This window comes from Mucilaginibacter sp. (assembly GCF_039925265.1).
Classification (GTDB): Bacteria; Bacteroidota; Bacteroidia; order Sphingobacteriales; family Sphingobacteriaceae; genus Mucilaginibacter.
The window spans coordinates 1-23,716 of the sequence record NZ_JBDSZG010000013.1; the positions used below are offsets into that span (position 1 = coordinate 1).

Sequence of the window (23,716 nt, forward strand, 5' to 3'; positions counted from 1 at the left end):
TCAGCTCTTCCCGTAAACCCTTCGGGAAATGAACCCCTGCGAAGAGCCGACCCGATCTTATTAAATCTTCATCCTCTATTTTCATACACCTTTTTTTAGTGTATAGTTATTTCAGGACGGGTCACAAGCCGGTCGCGGCTACCGATTTTCGTCGGTGTAACAGGGGAAGGAGTGTCCTGGAAAAATTTGGCAAAGTAATTGCATAGCCATTGGTGCTATGAAGAACATTACATTCCAAAACATATCCGATTCTTACCAGCTGGTAAGCGGCGCAAAAATAAAAAGCAAAAATTACGATGAAGTATACGAGTTGGGTGAGTATGACGGCAACAAACGCGGTTATACCCTGTTCGCTTTTGAAGATGGCCTCCGTTTTGAAGATTTCAGCGTGATCATATCCGAATACGAACTGATGAACAACTACATGATAGAGGTTGTGAAAGTAAACCGGATGGCGGCGTAATGCATACCTTTCCCGCGTCATCCCGAACTTGTTTCGAGACCCCACGAGGCAGGTAACCACAATGCATGGTGATTAGCATAGCTCGCTACTTTGCGTATGGGCGCCGAAATAAACGGTATGACGGATTGGTTGCATCCGTCATTTGAAACCGTGTATCCTTCGCCCTCTTATATTTGATATTTATCGTGTTAATCTTCAAATCCTTTAATCGTGTAAAATTGGATTTGCTTATATCCTTCATCTTCTGTACTTTCGCCACAAATAATAAAAGATGCTATTAAATAAAGTTTACTCCACCACCTATATGCGGCCCCTGGGCACGCAGCAGGAGAGCTTTGCATCAAGGATACATTTCTCTTCATAGTTATTCGGACCTACTACCGAAACAATAATTAATTTTTATCGAACACAACACCTGAAGGCCTATGCCCTCGGAATACATATTTCATTTTTATGAACACATATTATACTATCGAAGAGAAGTATTTACATGCGGTTGATAAGCTATACTTCAACACGCCGAAGGGGCTTAAGATGCTTAGCGCCATTATTGCCGACGACCCATTTTATGCACGTGCACATTACCAAATAGGTAAAATATACTATCGCGACCTAAAGGACTACCAAAGCGCAGGTTACCATTTTAAAACCTGTATGGAACTGGAGCCCTTATTCCCTGATAATTATTTTGAATACCTAAGCCTGGTGGTATTTCTTAACATGGCCATGCAGGTGGAGGTGGTTTCTGCAAAGGCATTAACAACACCCGGTGTACACATTTCGGAGATTCACGAATTATTGGGGCTCTACGCCGAAAAAAGCCGCCAGTACGCCAAAGCATTGGAAGCTTACCGTAGCGCTTATATGGAAGCAACTACAAAAGAACAGCGCGATAACAGCGAAGAAGCGGTCGACCGTGTTAAGGAGAAGATGCAACAAAGCTTCGCATATCAATATACGCTGAGCGGATAAAAGGAGAGGGGCGGACTTATTTAAGTCAGCCCCTCTTGCTTATATGGCATAGCTACTGTTATTGCAACCGTTACTTCCCTTATTTTTTATAGCTTATCTTATAAATATTTCCTTTTACATCATCCGTTACATATAGCGAGCCATCGGGGCCCTGGGCGAGGCCGCAGGGGCGATGTGTAGCGCTGCCTTTGGCGGTGTTTTCTGCCGAACCTGAAAAACCATCAGCAAATACTTCCATTGGACCATCTGCTTTGCCGTTTTTCAAGGGTTGGAAAACTACAAAATAACCTGCCTGTGGCTCCGGTGCGCGGTTCCATGAACCGTGGAAAGCGATGAATGCACCGTTCTTATATTTCTCGGGAAACTGGCTGCCGGTATAAAATAACAAGCCGTTAGGGGCAAGGTGGCCCGGGAATGCTGCAGCCGGTTCCAGGTATTTGCTGTCGCCTTCTTTCTTGCCATCTCCACCATACTCTGGCATTACAATTTTTTTCTTTTGTTCCTGGTCGTAATATACGTACGGCCATCCGGCGTTGTCTCCTTTGTTGATAGCAAACATACACTCTGCAGGTAATATGGCTGACTGTTTTTCGGTATACATATCGGGGAAAATGTCGTGCAATTGGTCGCGGCCGTGCTGCATTACAAATAGTAGGTTGCTGATTTTATTCCAGTCCATACCCACAACGTTGCGCAGGCCGGTAGCATAGCGAATGCCATCTTTATAAGTTTGGTTTAGCTTATCGGCCTTAAATTGCCATATACCGCCCGCCGAATCTAAAATAGGGCAACCGGGCTGGCCCATCGAACCCTTTTCGCGGTCTTTTACCTGGCAGGAGTTTGAGTAAGCGCCAATGTTTACGTATAAATTGCCGGCATCATCCAGTAAGATTGCCTTTGCTTCATGCTCGTTACGTGATATTAAGCCCGTTACAATTTTCTCAGGCTTATCCGGGCTTTCTACCTCGTTATTGGCATTCAGTTTAAAACGGAAAACCTCCTCATCCGAGGAAGCGTACAGGTAGCCGTTCTTTACATAGATCCCCGTACCATCAAAAGTGCCGAAAGATGTTTTTACCGTAGCGGTGCCATTAGCTTCGGTTAAATACAAAATGCCCGCGTTGCCACCAGCGCTTTTATGTTTTACATAGATGCCTCCCTGCGGCGTAATGGAAATGTGCCTAACGCTGCCCAGATCTTTAGCGATAACCGCCGCGCTGAAGCCCGCGGGAAGAGTTAAGCCTGCACCCGAAGAATCGGTAGCGGTGCTATCGGTTTGGGCCGTTTTGGTTTTATCGCTGTTGCAAGCCGTAAATAAAAAGCCAAGGCAAGCCATGGCGAGCATAGGCAAAATGTGTAGTTGTCTTATATTCTTCATGGTGAATGTGTTGATGCTCAAATTAACTGATAATACCCTACATACGGAAATCTGTTTGGCTTCAGCAGGGAATAATCACCATACTTTTACCGAATTGGGCAGAATATTTTTTATCGCGTAGAAAGAAATCTTTATTTGCTAAACCGTTATTAACTTTGATTAATAAAAATATAGTTCTTATTTTTTATTATTTAAAAGAATTATATTCTGTTTTAATATTGTGCTGTGATATTATTGCTATCGCGCATTAAACTTTCGTTTACAGAAGTCGTCATAGATGTATAAAATTTGAAACGAAATGAAAAAGATATATTTATTGTCCGCAATGGTTTTAGCCGGGTTGTTTGCTAACAAAGCCCAGGCACAAATATCGGTACATATTGGCTTTAACGTCCCCGTAAGGCATGTATATGTGCCTGCGCCACAGCCCGAAGTTATTTATAACGACGACTTCGACGACAGCGACGATTACTATTACTTACCCGAGGTAGAAGCCTACTACAGCATACCTTTACAATGCTACTTTTATAACGATGGTGGCCGCTGGATAAGGGCACAATATTTACCGGGCGCTTACCGCAACTACGACTGGCGCAATGCCCGCAGGTTTGAAGTACGTGGCCGCAGGCCGTATATGAACCACGATGTTTACCGTGGCCGTTGGGGAGGTAATGCTAACCGTGGCGACTGGAACAGAAGAGATAATACTTATGCCAACCGAGGCAATAGCAACAACGGCCAATGGGGCCGGAACAATAACCAAGGAAGCTACGGCCAACGTGATAGAGATGACCGTGGCCGTGGTGGCTATAGCCAGCCAAACAGAAACCAAGGCGGTGGCCGTGGCGGATGGGGTGGTCAAAATGGTGGCGGGCAACAACCACAGCAACCATCTAATGGCGGTAGAAACCAGGGCGGTGGCCGTGGGGGCTGGGGTGGTCAAAATGGTGGCGGGCAACAGCCACAGCAACCATCTAACAGTGGTGGAAACCAGGGAGGTGGCCGTGGTGGCTGGGGTGGTCAAAATGGTGGCGGGCAACAACCACAGCAGCCATCTAACGGTGGTGGAAACCAGGGCGGCCAACACAGCGGCTGGGGTGGACAAAACGGTGGTGGCCAGCAGCAACAGCCTTCGCAACCTACCAACAACGGTGGCCAACACGGAAACGGCGGTGGTAACCAAAATGGCGGTGGACGCGACAGAGGTAACGGTGGCGGCGGACAAGACAGGGGTAACGGTGGTAGCGGGCAGGTAGCCCAAAACAACGGTGGCCACATGGTAAGGCAAAGCGGCTTTATGCGCCCGGCCAGATTCTAAGCAATTACATCCCCAATATATATAAATGCAGAAGCCTCCCGATATCCGGGAGGCTTCTTTTTTTGTTTTATTTTTTAGTAGCTGCTGGCAGTGGTGAGCAGTTCAATCGCATCGGGGCTGAGGGTAAGTTCGGCGGCTTTCGCAATTTCCTTTAACTGCAGTATGCTGGTTGCGCTGGCAATTGGCCCGGTAATGCCCGGCCTTGCCATAACCCATGCAATTGCCACAGCAGCAGGGTTGGCGTTGTATTCGCCGGCAACTTTGTCCAGAGCAGCCAAAATCTTATAGCCCCGCCCGTTCAAATACTTTTTAATGCCGCCGCCACGCTGACTTTTATTCAGATCGGCCTCTGAGCGGTATTTGCCGGTGAGGAAGCCGCTGGCCAGCGAAAAGTAGGTGATAACACCGAGGTTGTTTTCTCTGCAAAGCGATTCGTACTGGTGTTCGTAATCTTCCCTGGCGTATAAATTATACTCTGGCTGCAGGCTTTCGTAACGGGCGAAGCCGTTTTCCTTACTCACCTGTAAGGCTTCGCGCAGGCGGACAGCGCCATAGTTAGAGGCACCTATCGCCCTTACTTTTCCCTGTTTGATCAAGTCTGTAAAGGTTGCAAGGGTTTCCTCCAATGGCGTATTGGCGTCGTCTTCGTGCGATTGGTAGAGGTCGATATAGTCGGTTTGAAGTCTCTTAAGGGAATCTTCTACCGCTTTGGTGATGTACGCTTTGGATAACCCGGTTTTACCTTCCCCCATTGGTTTACCCACTTTTGTTGCGAGGATTATCTGATCGCGCTTGCCGCCCTGTTTCAGCCAGTTGCCTATAATGGTTTCCGATTCGCCGCCGGTATGGCCGGGTGCCCATTTGGAGTAAACATCAGCAGTATCTACAAAATTAAAGCCGCTATCTACAAAGGCGTCCAGCAGGCCAAAGGAGGTTTTCTCGTCCGCCGTCCAACCGAAAACGTTACCACCGAAAACAAAAGGGTGTACAATTAACCCCGATCTTCCTAATTCTCTTTTTTCCATATTAAATATCTATAGCGGCAGGAATTTGCTCCGCAAATTCGTCTATCCATCCGCCAAAGTATGGCTCGGTACCCGCAAGGCGCTCCCATTTACCATCGGCATTACGGGCGATGATGAGTTGCAGGCTGCCATCCAGCGAATTAAATTCATAAGCGCCACTATCCAGGCGGGTTGCAATACCGTTCACTTCACTGTCCGAACCGGTAAGCATCGCGTCAAATTGTTGTTGCATAATATGTATGTTTTATTATTCAACAATGGGTAGCAGTTTGTGTTTGAATATGGATTGTGGTTTGAGCTAAGTATTTGGCGGATAGTTTAGTAGAGTTAAGCACTCCGCCGTGTTTATTCCCCCTTACTTACAATCCTTTAAGTCCTTCGCCACATCTTCGGATGTAACCGTGCCCATTTTATTACCGAATGAATTGGTAACGTAGGTGAGAACGCGGGCAATATCCACCGGCGACATATCGTTGGCGGGCATATCGCCCACAAAGCTTTTACCGTGTATCACTTGTATAGCGCCTTTAAGCCCGTTATTTACAATGCAGGCCAGTTGTTTTTTGTTTGTTTTGAGGAATGTGCTATCGGTTAGCGGCGGGATAAGGTTTGATAATCCTTCGCCGTTAGTGCCGTGGCAGTTTTGGCATCTTTGTTTGTAAAGCTGTTCGCCGCCTAAATAGTAGCGCTTAAATTCCATATCCTCCTGGCTGCCGCAAGAGGCAATAATTACCGAAAGCACTAAAACGAGACCGGCAATTATTTTAAACTTCATTGGGCAATTTGGGTGTTGGTTTCGGCACGGAGGATCTTAATATCGCCTATCATCCGGGCAACATCTTTTTCGTCGGTACCATCGTAGCTGCCGCGGATATGTTGTTGCTTGTCTATCAGCACAAAATAACCATCGTGTATAAACAACTCCTTAGCGCTTTCTTCGGGGCGGCGCACCAGGTAACTGCTGGCGAGGTTGTATGTATCGTCTTTTTTGCCTTGTAGCAGCCACCAGCTATTGCCGCTGATACCCAGGCCATCGGCATATTTTTTTAGTACGGGCACACTATCGTGCTTAGGGTCGATACTGTGTGATATGATCTTAAAGTCGCTAACGTTTTTAAACTCGTTATATACCTTCAGCATATTGCGGTGCATAATTGGGCAGATAGAAGGGCAGGTGGTGAAAAAGAAATCGGCTACATAAATATCACCCTTCAGGCTGTTTTGGGTAACGCTATCACCATACTGGTTCACAAACTTAAATGCCGGGATTGTTTGATAGATTGTATCTACCACTTGTTTGCCATCTTTGGTGATAGTTTTGGTGTCCCGGTTGCCGTAAATAGGCAGGGTTGCCTGCTTGTCGTCACTTTTACAAGCCGCATAAAGTAATATCACGCCAATCAGCGTAGCCAGTTTCCTCATTTTTTTATCAGCGATTTTTTATAGTTGTTGGTGGCGGTGATTACCGCGTCAAAATCTTTGTCGATAGCTTCTATCTGTTTTTTCTGGTCGGTCAGGTAGGCCATAATTTCATCATGAGATTTGCCTTTGTTCTCGGCATCAAACTTATGCATCCAATCCTCCATTTTTTCCATGGTTTCCTCCTGTCCTTTTATCAATTTGGTTGCAGTGCTGTCGTTATTAGCCAGGACCTCCGTTTTAAGCAGGGTATCCAATTGAATCTTCGCCCTCTCCACCTGCTCGTTTTTTGCCATTACGCTATCATGTTTGGCTATCACCTGGTCAAGCAGTTCCTTTTCTTGTTTTTGAGGATCGGCGCAGCTAAAAAATAGCATGGTTAAAATTGCTGCGGCAAATAATTTTTTCATGATGTGGTTTTTTCTAAATCTCGTACGTATAGTATATAATCGGTAGCAGGCAGGGTGGCCCCGGCTTGCTTTAGGTGTTGCCCAATTTGCGCGCGGTGATGCGTACCATGGTTAATCACATGAGCCAGTATATCGCTCAGCGTGTTTTCAAAATTATCGCCTTTTAAGGTTTTATAAGTGATAATACGGTCGAAGTCGTCGGGCTGCAAGGTTTCCAGGTAGCTGAGCCAATCAGCATGGTTGGCTGTAATAAAGCCAGCCATTTCTTCGGTGCTGTTATCTGGCCAGAGCGGGCCGCCGGGTGCGGGCAGGTTTTTACAGCGCAGAAGCCAAATTTGTTGTGCGGCTAACAAATGCGCCATCCATCCGCGGGATTTTTCCAGATCGCCAAACTGCGTTATCAGCCCGTTCATCTGCCGGTTTGCATGGGCATCGTAATTAAACAGGCGGATAAAATAGTTTTTCATCTGGGCAAAAATACATAACGGTTAGTGGAAATTTTAACAGGGGAGGGTAAATATTACAGAGAAATAAAGAAAGTAAAGGATAATAACACGTAATGTATTTTGAACGCGGGATGTAGGTTTTTAATTCCTCATTCCATAATACCCATTCGATATTGGATGTTTTGGAGTATTTGCCTCTTAACCTAATCATAACATAAACAACACCTTAAGCACACATACTCCCCATACATTAGCATAAACAATAAAACACCGCGACAATGAAAATCTTCAGCAGACTAACCGCCATCATTAACGATATACGCGAATACCTGTTTTTAAAAAGCATGCGCTCATCTTTCAAGCACTAATTTTTACGAAAGCGTTTCGTTTATACAATTATAATGTACATTTTGGGCCTCGCATTAGCTCAAATTAATGGCATCTGAACAAGCAGGACAAGAACTCGATAAAAAACTTTTTGGCAATGATTTTGCCTGGGGGGTATCTACCGCCGCCCTCCAAATAGAGGGCTCTTGCGGTGCCGACGGAAAAGGAACGTCTATCTGGGACACTTTTACCTCCAAAAAAGGTAAGATACTTAACGGTGATAAACCCACCACCGCCTGCGATTTTTATAATAACTACCGCGAGGATATCGACCTCGTAAAAAAGCTGAACATCCCAAATTTTCGTTTTTCCATCGCCTGGCCGCGCATTTTACCAAAAGGTGAGGGCGAAGTAAACCAGGCGGGGATAGATCACTATAATAAAGTAATAGATTATTGTATTTCGCAGGGTGTTGAACCCTGGCTCACCATTTATCATTGGGACCTGCCGCAGGCTTTAGAAGACAAAGGCGGCTGGACAAACCGCGATATCATTGGCTGGTTTACCAACTATGTACAAATTTGTGCCGATGCTTTTGGCGACCGCGTGAAAAACTGGATGGTGATGAACGAGCCCGCTGTTTTTACAGGTGCCGGCTACTTTTTGGGGATCCACGCCCCCGGGAGAATGGGCCTGCGGAATTTCCTGCCCGCCGTGCACCATGTGGTATTAAGCCTGGTAGCAGGCGCGAAGCTAATGCGTAAGACGCTCCCGGATGTGCATTTGGGTACTACGTTCTCCTGCTCGCATATAGAACCTTATTCGGACAGACCCAAAGATATCGCGGCTGCCAAACGTGCCGACGCGTTGATAAACAGATTATTCCTGGAGCCAATATTGGGTTTGGGCTACCCAATAGAAGTTGCTGCAATAAAGGGAATTCAGAAGTATTTTAAGCCGGGCGATGAGGATAATATGCGTTTCGATTTCGATTTTATAGGGCTGCAGAATTATACCCGCGAAATTGTTAAATACTCCTTTTTTACGCCCTACATTGGCGCGATATTGGTTAAAGCCGAAAAACGCGACGTAGAGCTCACCGATATGAAATGGGAGGTGCACCCGCCTGCCATTTACCACATGCTGAAAAAGTATGATAGCTATCCGCAGATAAAAAAGATCATCGTTACCGAAAATGGCGCGGCCTTCCCGGACGTGGTTACAGGTGACACGGTTGACGACCCCAAACGCGTAACCTACCTGCAAAACCATATCCAACAGGTTTTAAAAGCAAAACAGGAGGGCTGCAAGGTATTTGGCTATTTTGTATGGACCTTAACCGATAATTTTGAATGGGCGGAAGGCTATCACCCAAGATTTGGACTGATACATGTTGATTTCGACACGCAGAAACGCATTGTAAAAGCATCAGGTCAATGGTACGCTAACCTGCTCGGGTAGCTCATTTTTAATGCTCAGATCGGGGGCAGGAAAGCTTACAAAAAACGTAGAGCCGTTAGTTTCGTTGTTCTCAAACCAAATTTTGCCGTTGTGTTTCTCCACTATCTGGCGGCAAATTGATAAACCTAATCCGAAAGATTTTTCACCGTCGGTGCCCGGTCGTTGCGCGCTGGTGAACATATTAAACACCTGGTCTTTAAGTTTATCCGGAATGCCTATTCCGTTGTCTTTTACAGATACTATCACCTCTTCCTCAGTTGTAGCAACCTTTACGTTGATTGACTCGCCGGTTGGGCTGAATTTTATAGCGTTGCTGATAAGGTTGCTAATTACCCGCCAAATCTTCTCCCGGCTTATCACCAGTTCCTGTTGTTTGCTCAGCGTTTCTAATATGATTTTTTGGCCCTTTTCTGCCGCTTTAAACCGTAACAGTTCCACGCTGTTGCTTACCAGCGAGTTTATTTCAACCGGCTCTAAATTTAATTTTACCGAAGCGATGTTGGTAGCCTCCAAGATCTCGTTAATAAGTTCCAGCGAGTTTACCGATGTTTCCTTTACCAGGTTGATCAGCTCTTTCTGATCGTCGGTGTAATCGTCTTCGGCCATCATCGCGGTTAACGAAGCTATGCCGCCGATAGGGTTTCGCAGGTCGTGTGCTACGGTACGTAAAATACGGTCTTTCTCCTGGCTGCTGGTATTCAATTCGTTCAGCGCGTTTTCCAGCACGTGGTTCTGCTCGTTTATTTGCTGGTTGAGGATGTTTACGGTCAGCACATCTTTTTTAGAGCGCCGCCAGTTTCTAAACACCAGGAAAATGATAACGGAAGCCAATATGGCTACCAGGCCTATAACATATAGGTAGATGGCCTGTAGCTTGTTGTCATTACTCAGCGTATCTATCTCGTGCTGCTTTTCGTAATTAGCCAGCTGTTGGTTCACATCGCTTTCCATGAGCAGGCTGGCACGCGCTGTTATCGAATCTTTTAACAAGTTATAGCGCTGTATGTAGGCTATCCCCTTGCGCAGGTCGTTCTTCTTGATGTAGTAATTACCCAATAGGCGGTTGTAATCTGCCTCCGCATCCGCGTTTTTTATGGTATCCAGCTGGTTGCGTAAGTTGCCGAGCAGGATTTTAAGCGAATCCTGCTGATTCATTTTCAAGTATAAATTGCCCAGCTTTACTTCGGTTAGCTCCGCGTCTACATTATCATACCGTGGTTGCAGGTTAATGGCAATACTTTTCCGCAATAAACTCATAGCCGTAGCGGTATCGCCTTTTTGAATATAAACTTCCGCTTTGTTACCATACACCACGCCGCGTGCCATCTCAAGGTGCAGTTTCCTGTCCGGGAAGGCTGGTGCACTGCTGTTGATGAGCGCCAACGCTTTGTCGAAATAAACAATGGCGCTGTCGTTATCGGCATTGTGGCGGTAGCTCAGGCCCACATTATCTAATAATTCCTGCCTGCGGTAAAAGCTTACAAAATCTTTATTAAGGGTATAATTTTCAACTTTATTTTGCTTGTAACTATCTTTAAAATAGTTAGCCGCCAATTTATAATGCCCTTTTTTGTACATGATCATACCCATACGGTAGGTGTAATCGCCAAGGGCCGCTAAATTCAGGTAGTTTTTACCGGTGAGATAGCCCTGATAATAACTTTGATAAGCATCGTTGTATTGTTTCAGTTCAAAATATGCGTCGCCACGGGCAAAGTTAGCCTCGGCGTAGTTCATAGAATATTGCTTTGGGTTTACGCTGTTTTTGGCGATGGCAACCATACTGTCAGCATAAAGCAGGGCGGTATCGTAATTGTGTTTTAATTTTTGGTAATGCACATAATGGAATGCATAAAAGCGGAAACGATCATTATTGGTAGCGTTGGGCAGGCGTCTAAAGGCCGAATCCATAAAATGAACAGCCGCTTCGCTGTTTCTGAGGCCCCAAATTTTGTCGGCTTTGGCTTGTACCGTCAAATATTCTTCAGAATAATTCCCATCATCGACAGCCTTTTTTTCTCCGCACGATACTATCGTAAGCGTTAATAAAAAAAGCCACCAATTACCGTTTAGGAGTTTCCTTGCAGAATACTTTATTTCGTGCATCAATGTTTTTAGGGTAAGTTAAACACTCACCAACAAATATAATATTCGGCACAATATTTTAGCTATCAATCAACCTAAAATAATTAACTAAAAGCGTTTTCTCCGGTAACGTCCATGCCGGTTATCAGCAAATGAATATCATGTGTGCCCTCATACGTAATTACCGATTCTAAATTCATCATGTGGCGCATTATGGGGTACTCGCCGGTAATGCCCATACCACCAAGCATCTGGCGGGCCTCACGGGCAATATTAATGGCAATTTCCACGCTGTTACGCTTAGCCATGGATATTTGGGCGGGGGTAGCACGGTTCTCGTTCTTTAAGAGTGCCAGGCGCCAAACCAATAGTTGCCCTTTGGTTATTTCGGTTATCATTTCGGCTAATTTTTTCTGCTGCAGCTGAAAGCCTGCTATCGGCCGGCCAAATTGCACGCGCTCTTTTGAATAACGCAAAGCGGTGTCATAGCAATCCATAGCCGCGCCAAGCGCCCCCCAGGCAATACCGTAACGCGCCTGGTTAAGGCAGCCAAGCGGACCTTTTAGCCCCGTTACATTCGGTAGCAGGTTTTCCTTTGGAACTTTTACATTATCAAAAACCAGTTCACCGGTGGCTGAAGCCCTTAAACTCCATTTGTTGTGTGTTTCGGGGGTGCTGAAGCCTTCCATACCGCGCTCTACTATCAGTCCGCGGATCTTACCTTCTTCGTCCTTTGCCCATACAATGGCAATATCCGCGAAAGGGGAGTTGGAAATCCACATTTTTGCGCCGTTTAATAAATAATGGTCGCCTTTATCTTTTATATTGGTCACCATGCCACTGGGGTTGCTGCCATGGTCAGGTTCAGTCAAGCCGAAACAGCCCATCAATTCGCCCGAAGCCAGTTTGGGTAGGTACTTTTGTTTTTGTTCTTCAGAGCCATAAGCGTTTATCGGATACATCACCAATGAACCCTGTACCGAGGCCGTAGACCTGATGCCCGAGTCGCCGCGTTCTATCTCCTGCATAATAATGCCGTAGGCCATGTAATCCAGACCCATGCCGCCGTATTCCATCGGGATGGTAGGACCAAAGGCACCGATCTCCGCAAGCCCCTTCAAAAGCTGTTTCGGGAACTCGGCTTTCTGCGCGTAATCCTCAATTATGGGGCTTACTTCTTTCTTCACCCAGTCGCGTACGGTTTGGCGAATGAGTTTATGTTCTTCTGATAAAAACTCGTCAATCTGGTAGTAATCCGGTGCTTCGTACAGGTCGGTTTTGGCCATGGTAGTATGTATTGGTTGGCCAAATATAGGTTTTTGGGGAGGGTTTAAATAACGTAAAATCGTTGTTTTTAATAGGATGAAGGCACTTTATTGCAAAAAGTAGGTTTAGATGGTTTAAACATAGTTTTTGGCTGAAAAATATTTTTGGGAAGCCTCACCTAAATCCTCTCCAAAGGCGAGGACTTGAAAAAACAATGGAACCCTCTCCTTTGGAGAGGGCAGGGTGAGGCTTTACGCGCTTATTGGCGGCTCGTTTTATCAAATAATCCATTACTTTTGGCTTATGGTAAAAGTGGCTTTACAGGGCGCGGAGTTTTTTGCATACCACGGGTTTTACCCACAGGAGCAGCTTTTAGGAACCCGTTTTGTGGTGGATATTGAGGTGGTTTTTGAGAACGCCTACGATTTTAACGATGATAAAATTGCCAATACGGTGAATTACGAGGAGCTATACCTCATTGCCAAAACCGAAATGCAGCATACCCGCAAACTCATAGAAACCGTGGCACAGGGTATTATTGATGGCATAACAGGTAAGTACGACTATGTGAAAATAGCATCCGTCACCATAAAAAAGGCGAACCCGGCTTTGGGTGGCCCGGTTCAAAATTCGGTAGTGAGCATTAGTTATAATAAAGATAAAGCGAAAAATGGCCTTTAATAAGATAAACGCGGAACTGCTTGCCGCCATAACCAATATTGTTGGCGTGGATGCTGTATTAAGCACACCGGCAGCCATCGCGGATTACAGCCACGACGAGACTGAGGACCTGGTGTACTATCCCGAAGTAGTGGCCAAACCAAAGGATACCGCCGAAGTTGCCGCTTTAATGCGGTTTTGTAACCAGAACCTGATCCCGGTTACGCCGCGCGGGGCAGGTACAGGTTTGGCAGGCGGCGCACTGGCGATTCATGGTGGGCTGATGATATCTATGGAGCGTTTTAACCAGATCCTTGATATTGACGAGTTGAACCTGCAGGCAACCGTAGAGCCGGGCGTTATTACCGAGATTTTCATAAATACCGCTGCGGAAAAAGGTTTGCTTTACCCGGTAGATCCGGCCAGTAAAGGCAGCTGTTTTATTGGTGGCAACGTGGCTAATTGCAGCGGTGGCCCCAGGGTGGTGAAGTACGGCACCATCCGCGAATATGTGTTGAATATGGAAGTGGTGCTGCCCACCGGCGAGGTGATCTGGACAGGCGCCAATACGCTCAAATATGCATCGGGTTACAACCTTACCCAATTACTCATCGGCAGCGAAGGTACCTTAGGTATTGTTACTAAAATAGTGACCAAACTGATCCCCAAACCCACTTTGGATGCTTTGATGCTGGCTTCCTTTAATTCTAACGAGGACGCCTGTGCCGCTGTTTCGGCGATATTCAGGGCAGGGGTGGTGCCATCTGCGCTGGAATTTATGGAGCGAAAAGGGATAGAATGGGTGATTGAGCATGATGGACTGGCCTTCGACCTACATGATGGCGCAGAAGCTTTTCTGTTGATAGAAGCCGACGGCACTAACCAGGATGTGATATTTGCCGATTGCGAGAAGATAAACGAAGTTTTAGAGGCTCATAATTGCCGCGATGTGCTGTTTGCCGATACCTCGGCACAAAAAGAAGAGATCTGGCGGATCCGCCGCACTATGGCGGTTTCGGTAAAATCAAACTCGATATATAAGGAGGAAGATACCGTAGTGCCGCGTGCAGCCTTGCCAAAACTTATCAACGGGATTAAAGAAATAGGCAGTAAATATGGCTTTGCTTCGGTTTGCTATGGCCACTGCGGCGATGGTAACCTGCACGTGAACATTATTAAAGCCGGCATGAGTGATGAGGACTGGAATAATAAATTAAAAGACGGCATCACCGAAATATTTGAACTTACCGTTAGCCTCGGCGGCACCATCTCCGGCGAGCATGGCATCGGTGTGGTACAAAAAGAATTTATGCCGCTGAAGTACACGCCAGTACATTTCGCTATCTGGAAAGGTATTAAGTCTGTTTTTGACCCTAATGGGATATTGAACCCGGGGAAGATTTTTTAGATATGCAGATGTGCAAATTTCAGATGTGTAGATGAAGCTCAACACATCGCAGTCGCTCCGCTCCAGCCGAGTGACTGCGGAAAGATATTTTAGATTTTAAATGTGCAAATGAAGCGCATTATTTGGATGGTTTGTTTTTTTAATCAACCTTTTCCAGTTCTCCTTTTACAAAAGTGATTCTGTAAACTTGTTTGGTGTCTATCGGGATATTGTTGGATTTTAAAAATGCAATTATTTTGTTGAAAAGCGTTGGATCTTTTTGCTTTATCAATTCATTGGTAAATGAATTATTGATAATAAAAATGTCTGTTATTAAGTTATTGCCCTCATGAAAAATGTTGACATTTACCCTTACGACATCTTTTGCAGGGCCGATGGTTTTAAATTTTGGATAATAGACTTTAGAGTTTCCTGTCTGGACGATTTCTCCATTATGCCCATACGAGGTCCAGTCGCCCTCGGGAACCCCATGGTTAAAAGCGGTTTTGCCGGATAATTCGCCGGAGTCATAATAGCCTTTTGCCACACCGTCATAAAGGGCTCCGTCTTTGTCGACATATAAGTTGTTAACCAGCCGCAAATTCTCAATAAGTTCTGTGTGGCAGGAGCAAAGACTTAAAATCAAAATTGTTAGCAGCAGTTTACATTTGTTCATCAATTTATAAATCATCTGCACATCTGAAAGCTGCACATCCGCAGCTTAGTTCGTATTCAAAATCAGCCTCGGCTCATCATAATCTATCATCTTCTGCCGGCCATCCCTTGGGATAGCTATCGACTTGCCTGCCGTATAATCATAACTGATACAAACCGTTTTGCAGGTGGTGCAAATCTCTTCGCCTTTTTCGGTTTGCTTGGTTAGTACGTGCATCACATCAAAACTGCTGTTGCCTATGCGGATAACGCGTACGTAGCAGATCAGTTTATCTTCAATAGTAACGGGTTTGAGATAATTGATCTCCGAGCGGCCCACTATAATCCATGTTTCCTTTAAATTCCAATGGGCAACATCGCGCCAGTAGTTAAAACGAGCAACTTCAAAATAGGTGAGGTACACCGCGTTGTTTACGTGACCAACGCTATCGATATCCGAAAAGCGGATGGCTATATCAGTTTTATACTTGTAATCGGTTAATTTTTCAGCCATTATTAGTGGTCTCTTCTTTCTCTTTATTATTATTTATAACCTGTTGTAGTAGCCCAATCATGCGTTGCTTGTTAAAGCGTTGATCGAAGAAATAAGAAACTACAAAACCAAATACCCAAATGCTTAACGCACTAATGTCAGAAATATTTAAAAGCGCGGAAAGAAATCCACTAAGAATGAAAAAAACAAATCCCGCGAGTGAATAATAGTTCGCTTGTTTTAGCTTCAGTAAATAGCCATCCTGCCTCAAATTCATTTTGAACGCAAAGTTCAAAATCGGGAACCATAAAAAGTAAAACAGGTTCTTTTGCAAAAAGGATAGTTCATCATAAAGTATTTTCTGAACAAATATTTCTGCTTTCTCTAATTGCTCTTCCTCATAGAGTGCTTTTTCAGTATCGCCCACATTACGCTTAGTAAGTTCAGCGGTTGCAACCATAATAGCCAACTCGGTATAATTCGCCGGGCTATCCATTATTGCCAGTAATTTGTTTGTAGGCAAAGAGCTGTAAGTTGTTTCAAGCTGTTCTTTGCTAATCATTTGTCAGTACTTTACTTGGTTTTATTCCTTTATAAGACACTTTGTCTGTTAGGTTTTTATTTTACAGACATTCTGTCTTGTAAACGCTTGGTTTTTACTGTTGGTATAACAGTTGATAAATCATCAACGAAGTTAACAAAAACAAAAACTCAGGAGGATATAAAAATGACATTAGTAAAATTTAACAACGGACTAAAAGCTAACGCTACCCCATTCTTTAACGATGTATTCGATTCTATCGTAAACGATTCGTTTTTGAGCGACAAATTGGTTGCCCGCGTGCCTGCCGTTAATATAGCAGAAAACGACAGCGAGTTTCATATAGAATTAGCGATACCCGGCTTAAAGAAAGAAGATTTTAAAATTAACCTGGATAAAAATGTATTGAGCATTTCGGCAGAAAAGAAAACCGAAAACGGCCAGGAAGTAAAAAAATACAGCAAACGCGAATATAGCTACAACTCGTTTGTACGCTCGTTCACCTTGCCAGACAGCGCCGACTACGCAAAAATCGAAGCTGATTATACCGATGGGGTATTGAAATTAACCGTTGCAAAAAGAGAAGAAGCTAAATTTCAATCAAGAGAGATAGCTGTAAAATAATTGAAGAGTTAGTAGCCTCACCAGCCCTCTCCGAAGAAGAGGGAGCTAAAATTTTAAAGTCCTCTCCTTTGGAGAGGATTTAGGTGAGGCATTTTGAAGAGTGTTTTCATAAGTTTGGTTTAGTTAAAAGGCCAGTCCGCAAGGGCTGGTCTTTTTTTATTTCCAATTTCGAAATTGAACATTCGAAATCCAAACTAAGCTCTCATATTAATATACTGCATCGGCTGGCCGAAATCTTCGGTGCGGCAAAGGCTGATCACGGCTTGCAGGTCGTCTATTTTTTTGGCGGTAACACGTACCTGGTCGTTCATAATAGCAGCTTCAACCTTTAGTTTGCTGTCTTTTATCTTCTTTACAACTTTCTTGGCAACCTCTTTATCAATGCCTTCCTTTATCTTTATCTCCTTGCGGATCATATTGCCGGATGCATATTGTTCTTTCCCAAAATCGAGCGCGCTGGAATCTAAGCCTTGTTTAGACATACGGCTGATGATGGCATCCTGTATGGCTTTAACGCGCATATCATTCTCAGTAACAATGGTTATCTCGTTGGTTTTTTTGTCGAGGTCGATGGTGCTTTTGCTGCCGTTGAAATCGTAACGGTTCAGAATCTCTTTTTTTGCGGTGTTGATAGCGTTATCCAGCGTTTGGCCGTCTATCTTGCTTACAATATCAAATGAAGGCATAATTTATGGTTTTGTGTTGCAAAGCTAATGTAAGATTTGCATAAGCTATAAACTATAATACAGATATTTGGTTTACATGCTTTACATACATTACAATAATTTAATATTATCTTAACAAATAAAAAGGCAGATTTGTGCTTTATGGATACTAAAAACATTCCGTTAGTTAACAGGGAAATAAGCTGGCTATATTTTAACGACAGGGTTTTGCAGGAAGCTGCCGACCCAACCGTACCGCTTATAGAACGTGTAAAGTTTTTAGCCATCTTTAGCAGTAATCTGGATGAGTTTTACCGGGTACGCGTAGCCACCCTCAGCCGACTGGCCAACCTCAACGAAAAGGCAAAGGAAATACTGGGTTACAACCCAAAAAAGCTGCTGAGCCAGATCAAGAATATCGTAATAAAGCAGGAAAAGAAATTCCATAACCTTTACGAGAACATCCTGGTAAAGGAACTTGCCGAGGAGAAGATCTTTTTGCTGAACGATAAGCAGTTGAACGTTACCAGGGGGGCTTTTGTAAAAAGCTTTTTCAGGGAGCGGTTGCTCTCAACCCTGGTGCCCATTATGCTGGATGACGACTTGCCGTTACCGCAACTGCGCGATAGGGCCATTTACTTTTTTGTGCGGCTTACCAAAGGGAAAAAATCGCGCCTGGCGCTGATTGAGTTCCCGGATAACCTTTCGCGGTTTTTAGTGCTGCCGGATACCAATAACCTCAAGTTCATCATCCTGCTTGATGATATCATCCGCTACAACCTCGAGGATATCTTTTTCATTTTTGACCATGACAGCATCGACGCATACTCTATACAGCTCACACGTGACGCGGAACTTGATCTGGACAAGGAGGTAAGCGAGAAATTTATCGATTCGCTGGCGAAAAGCATCCAAAAGAGGAGCAAGGGTAAGCCCATGCGCCTGGTTTTTGACAGCGAAATGCCGCAGGATATGCTGCATTACCTCGTCAAAAAAATGAAACTGACCGGCGAAAACCTTATCCCCGGCAACAGGGTACAGAATTTTAAGAATTTTATCAGCTTCCCCAATGTGGGCCGGCCTGATCTGGAATATGTAAAAAACCCGGCCCTCCCGGCTCCCGGTTTATCATTCGGTAAGAGCTTAATAGAGCTGATCGCCAAGAAAGATTATCTCATCAGCACGCCATACCAATCGTTCGATTATGTGATCCATTTTTTACGTGAGGCGGCCATCGATCCGAAGGTAAAGGAGATCAGCATAACTGTTTATCGCCTGGCCGAGAACTCTAAAATTATATACGCGCTCATTAACGCCGCCAAAAACGGTAAAAAGGTGAATTGTTTGGTAGAGTTACGCGCCCGTTTTGATGAGCAGAACAATATCTATTGGAGCAACAGGCTGGAGGAAGAGGGGGTAAACGTACTTTATGGCATCGACGGCTACAAAGTGCACTCAAAAATTTGCCTCGTATCGCGTACCGAAAAAGGTAGCCTGGCTTATTATGGTTGTTTATCTACCGGTAACTTTAATGAGAAAACAGCTACCATTTACGCCGACCACACCCTGCTTACGGCAAATAAAAAAATAACGGCCGATATGGTGAGCATCTTTAAGGCGCTCAACAAGCTCACCCTGCCTAAAGATCTGAAAAGCCTGATTGTATCACCTATAGATTCGCGCCCGGCTATTTACAAGCTCATTGATAACGAGATGAGGCTGGCCAAAGCCGGTAAAAAGGCCTATATGATATTTAAAATGAACAGCCTGGCCGATGAGCAGATGATTACCAAGCTATACCAGGCAAGTAATGCCGGGGTGAAGATAAAAATGATCATCCGCGGGATGTGTTGCCTTATACCAGGCGTAAAAGGCTATAGCGAGAATATTGAGGTGATCAGCATTGTAGATAAGTATTTAGAGCACGCGCGCGTGCATATTTACGGCAACGGCGGGCAGGAGCTGATGTACCTGACCTCCGCTGATTTCATGACGCGTAACATTGATAACCGGGTGGAAGTTGGTTTCCCTATATACGATGAAGCGTTGCGTAAAGAGGTGAGGGATATTATAGATATCCAACTGCGCGATAACACCAAGGCCCGCGAAATAAGCGGCGATGCCACCAATAAATACCACAAAACAAAAGCCGATACGCTTACCCGTGCGCAGATAGATATTTATACATACCTGAAAACTAAAAACATAACAAATTGAGATACGCTGCAATTGATGTTGGCTCCAACGCCGTAAGGCTGCTGATAGCTAATATTATAGAAAATAACGGTTCGATTTCCTTTAAAAAAAATACACTGGTACGGGTACCCGTACGCCTTGGCGACGACGCGTTTCTCAACAAACATATCTCTGATAAAAAGGCCGACGACCTGGTAAAATCTATGCAGGCATTTAAAAACCTGATGGATGTTTTTAAGGTGACCGAGTATATGGCCTGCGCCACATCTGCCATGCGCGAGGCTGATAACGGGCAAGAGGTAGCCGAGCGTATCAAAACCGAAGCAGGTATAGACCTGCAAATTGTACACGGCCAAAGCGAGGCGGAGATCATTTACGCCAGCCATGCCGAGATCAATATTGACAAGGATAAGAACTACCTGTATATCGACGTAGGTGGCGGTAGTACCGAGCTTTCGCTGTTTTCGCAGGGCGAGTTGCAGGCTTCGCAGTCGTTCAATTTAGGTACCATCCGTATTTTAGACAACCAGGATAAAGAAGAAACCTGGAACGAGATGAAGGATTTTATTCGCGAACATACGCGCCATCATAAAAACATTTTCGGCATTGGTACGGGCGGTAATATCAATAAATTGTACAAGCTTTCTAACGAGAAGGATGGTGCCCCGTTGACGTACGTCAAACTAAAAGCGCTGTATAACTACCTCGATTCATTTTCGATGAAAGAACGTATCAATGTTTTGGGGTTGAACCAGGACAGGGCCGACGTAATTATACCTGCCTGCGAGATATATTTGACCGTATTAAAGTGCGCCAATATCAAAAGCATGTACGTACCAACAGTGGGTATGGTTGATGGTATCATCCAAACACTTATCGATAAAAATATTAACTTATAAGATTAAATTTATTTTAAGAAATTGTATACAAATTATAAAACTCTTGTTATATTTGTAATGCCCGTTCAAAGGGCATGTTTTTCATAGGTAGATGTAGGGTCGAGAACTTGTTTTCGACCCTTTTTTTGTGCCCTGACATTTGTTGCTTAAGTTTGTTGCCAGGATGACGAAGAGAAAAATTGTAGTGGCCGTAACCGGCGCAAGCGGAGCGATCTATGCTAAACTTTTACTGGGCAAATTGCAATCTCTGCAAACGCAGGTGGCAGAAGTTGCCGTTGTAATGTCTGATAACGCCAAAAAGGTTTGGGAATTTGAACTGGACGACACCGATCATCAAACCTATCCATTTAAATTTTACGCCAAGAACGATTTCATGGCGCCCTTTGCATCCGGCTCGGCAAAGTTCGATACCATGGTTATTGTACCCTGCTCTATGGGTACGCTGGGCAGAATAGCCTCCGGGGTGTCCGACGACCTGATAACCCGCGCCGCGGATGTGATATTAAAGGAACGCCGTAAGTTGATATTGGTAGCGCGCGATACGCCGCTCAATCTCATCCATATCCGTAATATGCAAACGGTAACCGAGGCGGGTGGCATCATTTGCCCGGCCATACCGTCGTACTACAGCAAACCAAAAACCATCGAAGAGCTGGCCATGACGGTAGTAAACCGCGTGATAGACCTTATTGGGCTGGAGGATGAAAGCTACAGGTGGGAGGGGATTTAATCAACCTATTTGCACCGTTCCATTTTATTTAAGAAATTAGTGTACTGATAAAGCATGAAAAAGATCTGCGCGCTTGTTTTAACCATCGTATTCTCAAGCTGTAAATATCACGCCCCAACCGTCAACCCCGAGGAATCACCGAATGCTAAGGCTGCTAAGGCTTTACTGGCCACTACGCAGACACCTTTGCGGATACCCGGTAAAGCTTATTTTTTTGGCGATAGTATTACACAGGGTTACGATGGGCAAATTGTGAACCCGCGTAACTGGGTTGGGCTTGTGGCTGCTTTCATAGGCTGGGATGGCTACAATTTTGGCGTAGGTGGTACCACTCTCGAAAAAAACATTAACGGTGTCAGCGCGCCGCAAAGCATGGTAAACCGTGTTGGCGAGATCCCTGTAAAAGGCGCTGCCGATAAATACCTCTTTTTTGCCTATGGCTTAAACGATGTTGGATTTAACACCACCGATTTAACCACCACCCAGTTCACGGCAGATTATCAGTACGTGCTGGGTAAGGCTTTGGCACTGGGCTGGCAAGCAAAAGATATTGTTTTGGTGAACATTTATTACTGCAACGAACAACTGCTGTTAAAAGAAACCGGCCCCGGCGGCAGCGCTACCGGCAGGCTGGCAGCGTTTAACAATGCGCTAAGTGCTATTGCCGAAAAAAACGGTACTCACTTCATAAATATCAACACCTTTATGAAAAGCAACGGCGCCGATTACCTGTTATCTAACGATGGTGTGCACCCCAACGAAACCGGCTACGCGGTAATAGCACACGGGATAGAAGAGGAGATAAGAGGCTTTCAATAATTTTCTTTTTTCTTGATGATGTATGCTCAAATAATTAAATTTGAGTTTAAACACCTACCTCATCTTATGAAAAAGATCTACTGTCTCCTTTTATTATTATCGGCACTAAACTACCGCACGGCCTTCGCGCAGATAGATACGGTTGCCAATATCTCTACCGAAGATAAGTTGTACGGGCTGAGTAAATTCTGGTCGGAAGTGAGCGCTAACTTTGCTTATTTCGACCATGCCAAGGTAAATTGGGACAGTACATACCGCGCTTATATTCCAAAAGTTATCGCCACCAAAAACACCTGGGAATATTACATGCTGATGCAACGCTTTTGCGCGCTGCTTAAGGACGGGCACACCGGCGTGGGTTTCCCCGAGAAATTGCTTACCCACAAATCGCGGTACAAGTGGATCTACATCGAAAATTTTAACAAAAAATTCATCATAACCGATATCCCGGTTCAGTATAAAGACCAGGTGCCGCTGGGCTCGGAAGTGCTGAGCGTTGACGGTGTCCCCGCAAAAGAATATGCCGAGAAGGAACTGATACCGTATATCAGCTCATCAACCGAGCATGTGCTTTGGAACAGCGCCGCCGCCATGATGTTTTATGGAACGGATTCCACCAAATTATTTCACCTCAAGCTTAAAACCCCTCAGGGCAAGGTGATCCCTTACGACTATCAGTTTCATACCTATGGTACTAAATGGGTGCGGCGCAATGGCAATACTCCTTGGAAAATGCTCGATTTTAAGGTTATTGATGGAATTGGTTACGTTAAGCTGAACAGCTTTGGCGATGAAGCAATCGACACCGCGTTTAAAAAGATAGTACCGCAACTGTATGCCTGCAAAGGTGTGATTTTAGATCTCAGGGATAACGGGGGAGGCGATACCGGCGTAGGCGCGGAGATCTTAAAGTATTTTACCGATAAAAAATTGCTGGTTGGCTCTGCCTGGAAAACCCGCGATAACCTCTCGTCGTTTAAGGCATGGGGTTATTATCAATCAAAAGATACGTCTAAAAAAGCGCTTACCGCCTGGCAAAAAAAGGCTCTGGATTCTTACAAAGGTAATTACTGGTACCAGGGCGATACCATGACGTTTAATAACGATGTAAAAGAACAGAAAATAACCACACCTTTAATTGTGCTCACCGGTAATAACACCGCCTCGGCCGCCGAAGACTTTTTAATTATTTTAGATGGCTTAAAAGGCCGGGCTACTACCATGGGGCAACGGACTTACGGCAGCACCGGGCAGCCGCTGCCCATAAGCTTACCAGGCTTAAGCGATGGGCGCATCTGCACCAAACGCGATACTTACCCCGACGGGCGCGACTTTGTTGGCATAGGCGTGATACCTGATGTTGAGATTTCGCGCAACCCAAGCGACGTAATAGCAGGTACTGATACGGTATTGCAGGCAGCACTTAAAGAGATGAGCAAGAAGGTGAAATAGAACGGAGGGAGATAGTTTTTACATTC

25 protein-coding genes are annotated in these 23,716 nt (G+C 44.9%); 12 read left to right on the plus strand and 13 right to left on the minus strand.

Annotated elements, in window-relative coordinates:
- Window positions 1-217: 217 nt before the first annotated feature.
- Window positions 218-463 (plus strand): hypothetical protein, encoded by a 246-nt coding sequence (locus ABIX36_RS04960; RefSeq protein ID WP_348081055.1) that lies wholly within the window; start codon window positions 218-220, stop codon window positions 461-463.
- Between the two features lie 453 nt (window positions 464-916).
- On the plus strand, window positions 917-1,435 hold the full coding sequence (locus ABIX36_RS04965) for a hypothetical protein (RefSeq protein WP_348081056.1): 519 nt from the start codon (window positions 917-919) through the stop codon (window positions 1,433-1,435).
- 79 nt (window positions 1,436-1,514) lie between these two features.
- Here ABIX36_RS04965 and ABIX36_RS04970 read toward each other — a convergent pair whose 3' ends face one another.
- Window positions 1,515-2,813, minus strand: a complete 1,299-nt coding sequence (locus tag ABIX36_RS04970; RefSeq protein WP_348081057.1) for a PQQ-dependent sugar dehydrogenase — start codon at window positions 2,811-2,813, stop codon at window positions 1,515-1,517.
- Window positions 2,814-3,111: 298 nt separating this feature from the next.
- Here ABIX36_RS04970 and ABIX36_RS04975 point away from each other — a divergent pair, with 298 nt between their 5' ends.
- Window positions 3,112-4,131, plus strand: coding sequence for a hypothetical protein (locus ABIX36_RS04975; RefSeq protein WP_348081058.1), 1,020 nt, complete (start codon window positions 3,112-3,114; stop codon window positions 4,129-4,131).
- A 74-nt stretch (window positions 4,132-4,205) separates the two neighbouring features.
- Here ABIX36_RS04975 and ABIX36_RS04980 read toward each other — a convergent pair whose 3' ends face one another.
- The 6 genes from ABIX36_RS04980 to ABIX36_RS05005 form a co-directional block, all read right to left on the minus strand.
- Window positions 4,206-5,156, minus strand: coding sequence for an aldo/keto reductase (locus ABIX36_RS04980; protein WP_348081059.1), 951 nt, complete (start codon window positions 5,154-5,156; stop codon window positions 4,206-4,208).
- 1 nt (window position 5,157) lies between these two features.
- Entirely contained in the window at window positions 5,158-5,388 is a 231-nt protein-coding gene (locus ABIX36_RS04985; protein WP_348081060.1) for a hypothetical protein, read from the minus strand.
- Window positions 5,389-5,511: 123 nt separating this feature from the next.
- Complete coding sequence (locus tag ABIX36_RS04990; protein WP_348081061.1) at window positions 5,512-5,931, minus strand: cytochrome c; 420 nt, start codon at window positions 5,929-5,931, stop codon at window positions 5,512-5,514.
- Window positions 5,928-6,578 carry an SCO family protein gene (locus tag ABIX36_RS04995; protein WP_348081062.1) on the minus strand — a complete coding sequence of 217 codons (651 nt, stop codon included), beginning with the start codon at window positions 6,576-6,578 and terminating at the stop codon, window positions 5,928-5,930. The genes ABIX36_RS04990 and ABIX36_RS04995 overlap by 4 nt, the downstream gene beginning before the upstream one ends.
- Window positions 6,575-6,985, minus strand: a complete 411-nt coding sequence (locus ABIX36_RS05000) for a hypothetical protein (protein ID WP_348081063.1) — start codon at window positions 6,983-6,985, stop codon at window positions 6,575-6,577. The genes ABIX36_RS04995 and ABIX36_RS05000 overlap by 4 nt, the downstream gene beginning before the upstream one ends.
- On the minus strand, window positions 6,982-7,452 hold the full coding sequence (locus ABIX36_RS05005) for a DinB family protein (RefSeq protein WP_348081064.1): 471 nt from the start codon (window positions 7,450-7,452) through the stop codon (window positions 6,982-6,984). The genes ABIX36_RS05000 and ABIX36_RS05005 overlap by 4 nt, the downstream gene beginning before the upstream one ends.
- Before the next feature lie 414 nt (window positions 7,453-7,866).
- Between ABIX36_RS05005 and ABIX36_RS05010 the strand changes: the two genes are divergently transcribed.
- Complete coding sequence (locus ABIX36_RS05010) at window positions 7,867-9,219, plus strand: GH1 family beta-glucosidase (protein ID WP_348081065.1); 1,353 nt, start codon at window positions 7,867-7,869, stop codon at window positions 9,217-9,219.
- On the opposite strand, the gene ABIX36_RS05015 is transcribed toward ABIX36_RS05010, so the two are convergent.
- Together ABIX36_RS05015 and ABIX36_RS05020 are read right to left on the minus strand one after the other, a co-directional pair.
- Window positions 9,187-11,325, minus strand: coding sequence for a tetratricopeptide repeat-containing sensor histidine kinase (locus tag ABIX36_RS05015; protein ID WP_348081066.1), 2,139 nt, complete (start codon window positions 11,323-11,325; stop codon window positions 9,187-9,189). The genes ABIX36_RS05010 and ABIX36_RS05015 overlap by 33 nt on opposite strands.
- A gap of 83 nt (window positions 11,326-11,408) precedes the next feature.
- On the minus strand, window positions 11,409-12,590 hold the full coding sequence (locus ABIX36_RS05020) for an acyl-CoA dehydrogenase family protein (RefSeq protein WP_348081067.1): 1,182 nt from the start codon (window positions 12,588-12,590) through the stop codon (window positions 11,409-11,411).
- A gap of 283 nt (window positions 12,591-12,873) precedes the next feature.
- Here ABIX36_RS05020 and folB point away from each other — a divergent pair, with 283 nt between their 5' ends.
- Together folB and ABIX36_RS05030 are read left to right on the plus strand one after the other, a co-directional pair.
- Window positions 12,874-13,251: a dihydroneopterin aldolase gene (gene folB / locus ABIX36_RS05025; RefSeq protein WP_348081068.1), complete on the plus strand. Its 378-nt coding sequence runs from the start codon at window positions 12,874-12,876 to the stop codon at window positions 13,249-13,251.
- The gene (locus tag ABIX36_RS05030) at window positions 13,241-14,638 is read left to right on the plus strand and encodes an FAD-linked oxidase C-terminal domain-containing protein (RefSeq protein WP_348081069.1); all 1,398 of its coding nucleotides are present in this window, start codon (window positions 13,241-13,243) and stop codon (window positions 14,636-14,638) included. Before folB ends, ABIX36_RS05030 begins: the two co-directional genes overlap by 11 nt.
- A gap of 139 nt (window positions 14,639-14,777) precedes the next feature.
- On the opposite strand, the gene ABIX36_RS05035 is transcribed toward ABIX36_RS05030, so the two are convergent.
- The 3 genes from ABIX36_RS05035 to ABIX36_RS05045 are packed head-to-tail and all read right to left on the minus strand — an operon-like array spanning window position 14,778 to window position 16,326.
- Complete coding sequence (locus tag ABIX36_RS05035; protein ID WP_348081070.1) at window positions 14,778-15,293, minus strand: hypothetical protein; 516 nt, start codon at window positions 15,291-15,293, stop codon at window positions 14,778-14,780.
- A gap of 45 nt (window positions 15,294-15,338) precedes the next feature.
- Window positions 15,339-15,785, minus strand: a complete 447-nt coding sequence (locus ABIX36_RS05040) for a thioesterase family protein (protein WP_348081071.1) — start codon at window positions 15,783-15,785, stop codon at window positions 15,339-15,341.
- Window positions 15,778-16,326, minus strand: coding sequence for a hypothetical protein (locus ABIX36_RS05045; protein ID WP_348081072.1), 549 nt, complete (start codon window positions 16,324-16,326; stop codon window positions 15,778-15,780). Before ABIX36_RS05045 ends, ABIX36_RS05040 begins: the two co-directional genes overlap by 8 nt.
- 165 nt (window positions 16,327-16,491) lie before the next feature.
- Between ABIX36_RS05045 and ABIX36_RS05050 the strand changes: the two genes are divergently transcribed.
- Window positions 16,492-16,929, plus strand: a complete 438-nt coding sequence (locus ABIX36_RS05050) for an Hsp20/alpha crystallin family protein (protein ID WP_348081073.1) — start codon at window positions 16,492-16,494, stop codon at window positions 16,927-16,929.
- 194 nt (window positions 16,930-17,123) lie between these two features.
- On the opposite strand, the gene ABIX36_RS05055 is transcribed toward ABIX36_RS05050, so the two are convergent.
- Window positions 17,124-17,615, minus strand: coding sequence for a YajQ family cyclic di-GMP-binding protein (locus tag ABIX36_RS05055; RefSeq protein ID WP_128533613.1), 492 nt, complete (start codon window positions 17,613-17,615; stop codon window positions 17,124-17,126).
- Window positions 17,616-17,756: 141 nt separating this feature from the next.
- Here ABIX36_RS05055 and ppk1 point away from each other — a divergent pair, with 141 nt between their 5' ends.
- From ppk1 to ABIX36_RS05080, 5 genes are all read left to right on the plus strand, one after another.
- On the plus strand, window positions 17,757-19,811 hold the full coding sequence (gene ppk1, locus ABIX36_RS05060; RefSeq protein WP_348081074.1) for a polyphosphate kinase 1: 2,055 nt from the start codon (window positions 17,757-17,759) through the stop codon (window positions 19,809-19,811).
- A complete protein-coding gene (locus ABIX36_RS05065) occupies window positions 19,808-20,689 on the plus strand; it encodes an exopolyphosphatase (protein ID WP_348081075.1) in 882 nt (293 codons plus the stop codon). The genes ppk1 and ABIX36_RS05065 overlap by 4 nt, the downstream gene beginning before the upstream one ends.
- Before the next feature lie 163 nt (window positions 20,690-20,852).
- Window positions 20,853-21,419 (plus strand): UbiX family flavin prenyltransferase, encoded by a 567-nt coding sequence (locus ABIX36_RS05070; protein WP_348081076.1) that lies wholly within the window; start codon window positions 20,853-20,855, stop codon window positions 21,417-21,419.
- A gap of 54 nt (window positions 21,420-21,473) precedes the next feature.
- Entirely contained in the window at window positions 21,474-22,238 is a 765-nt protein-coding gene (locus tag ABIX36_RS05075; RefSeq protein WP_348081077.1) for an SGNH/GDSL hydrolase family protein, read from the plus strand.
- Window positions 22,239-22,304: 66 nt separating this feature from the next.
- On the plus strand, window positions 22,305-23,690 hold the full coding sequence (locus tag ABIX36_RS05080; RefSeq protein WP_348081078.1) for a S41 family peptidase: 1,386 nt from the start codon (window positions 22,305-22,307) through the stop codon (window positions 23,688-23,690).
- Window positions 23,691-23,716 lie beyond the last annotated feature (26 nt).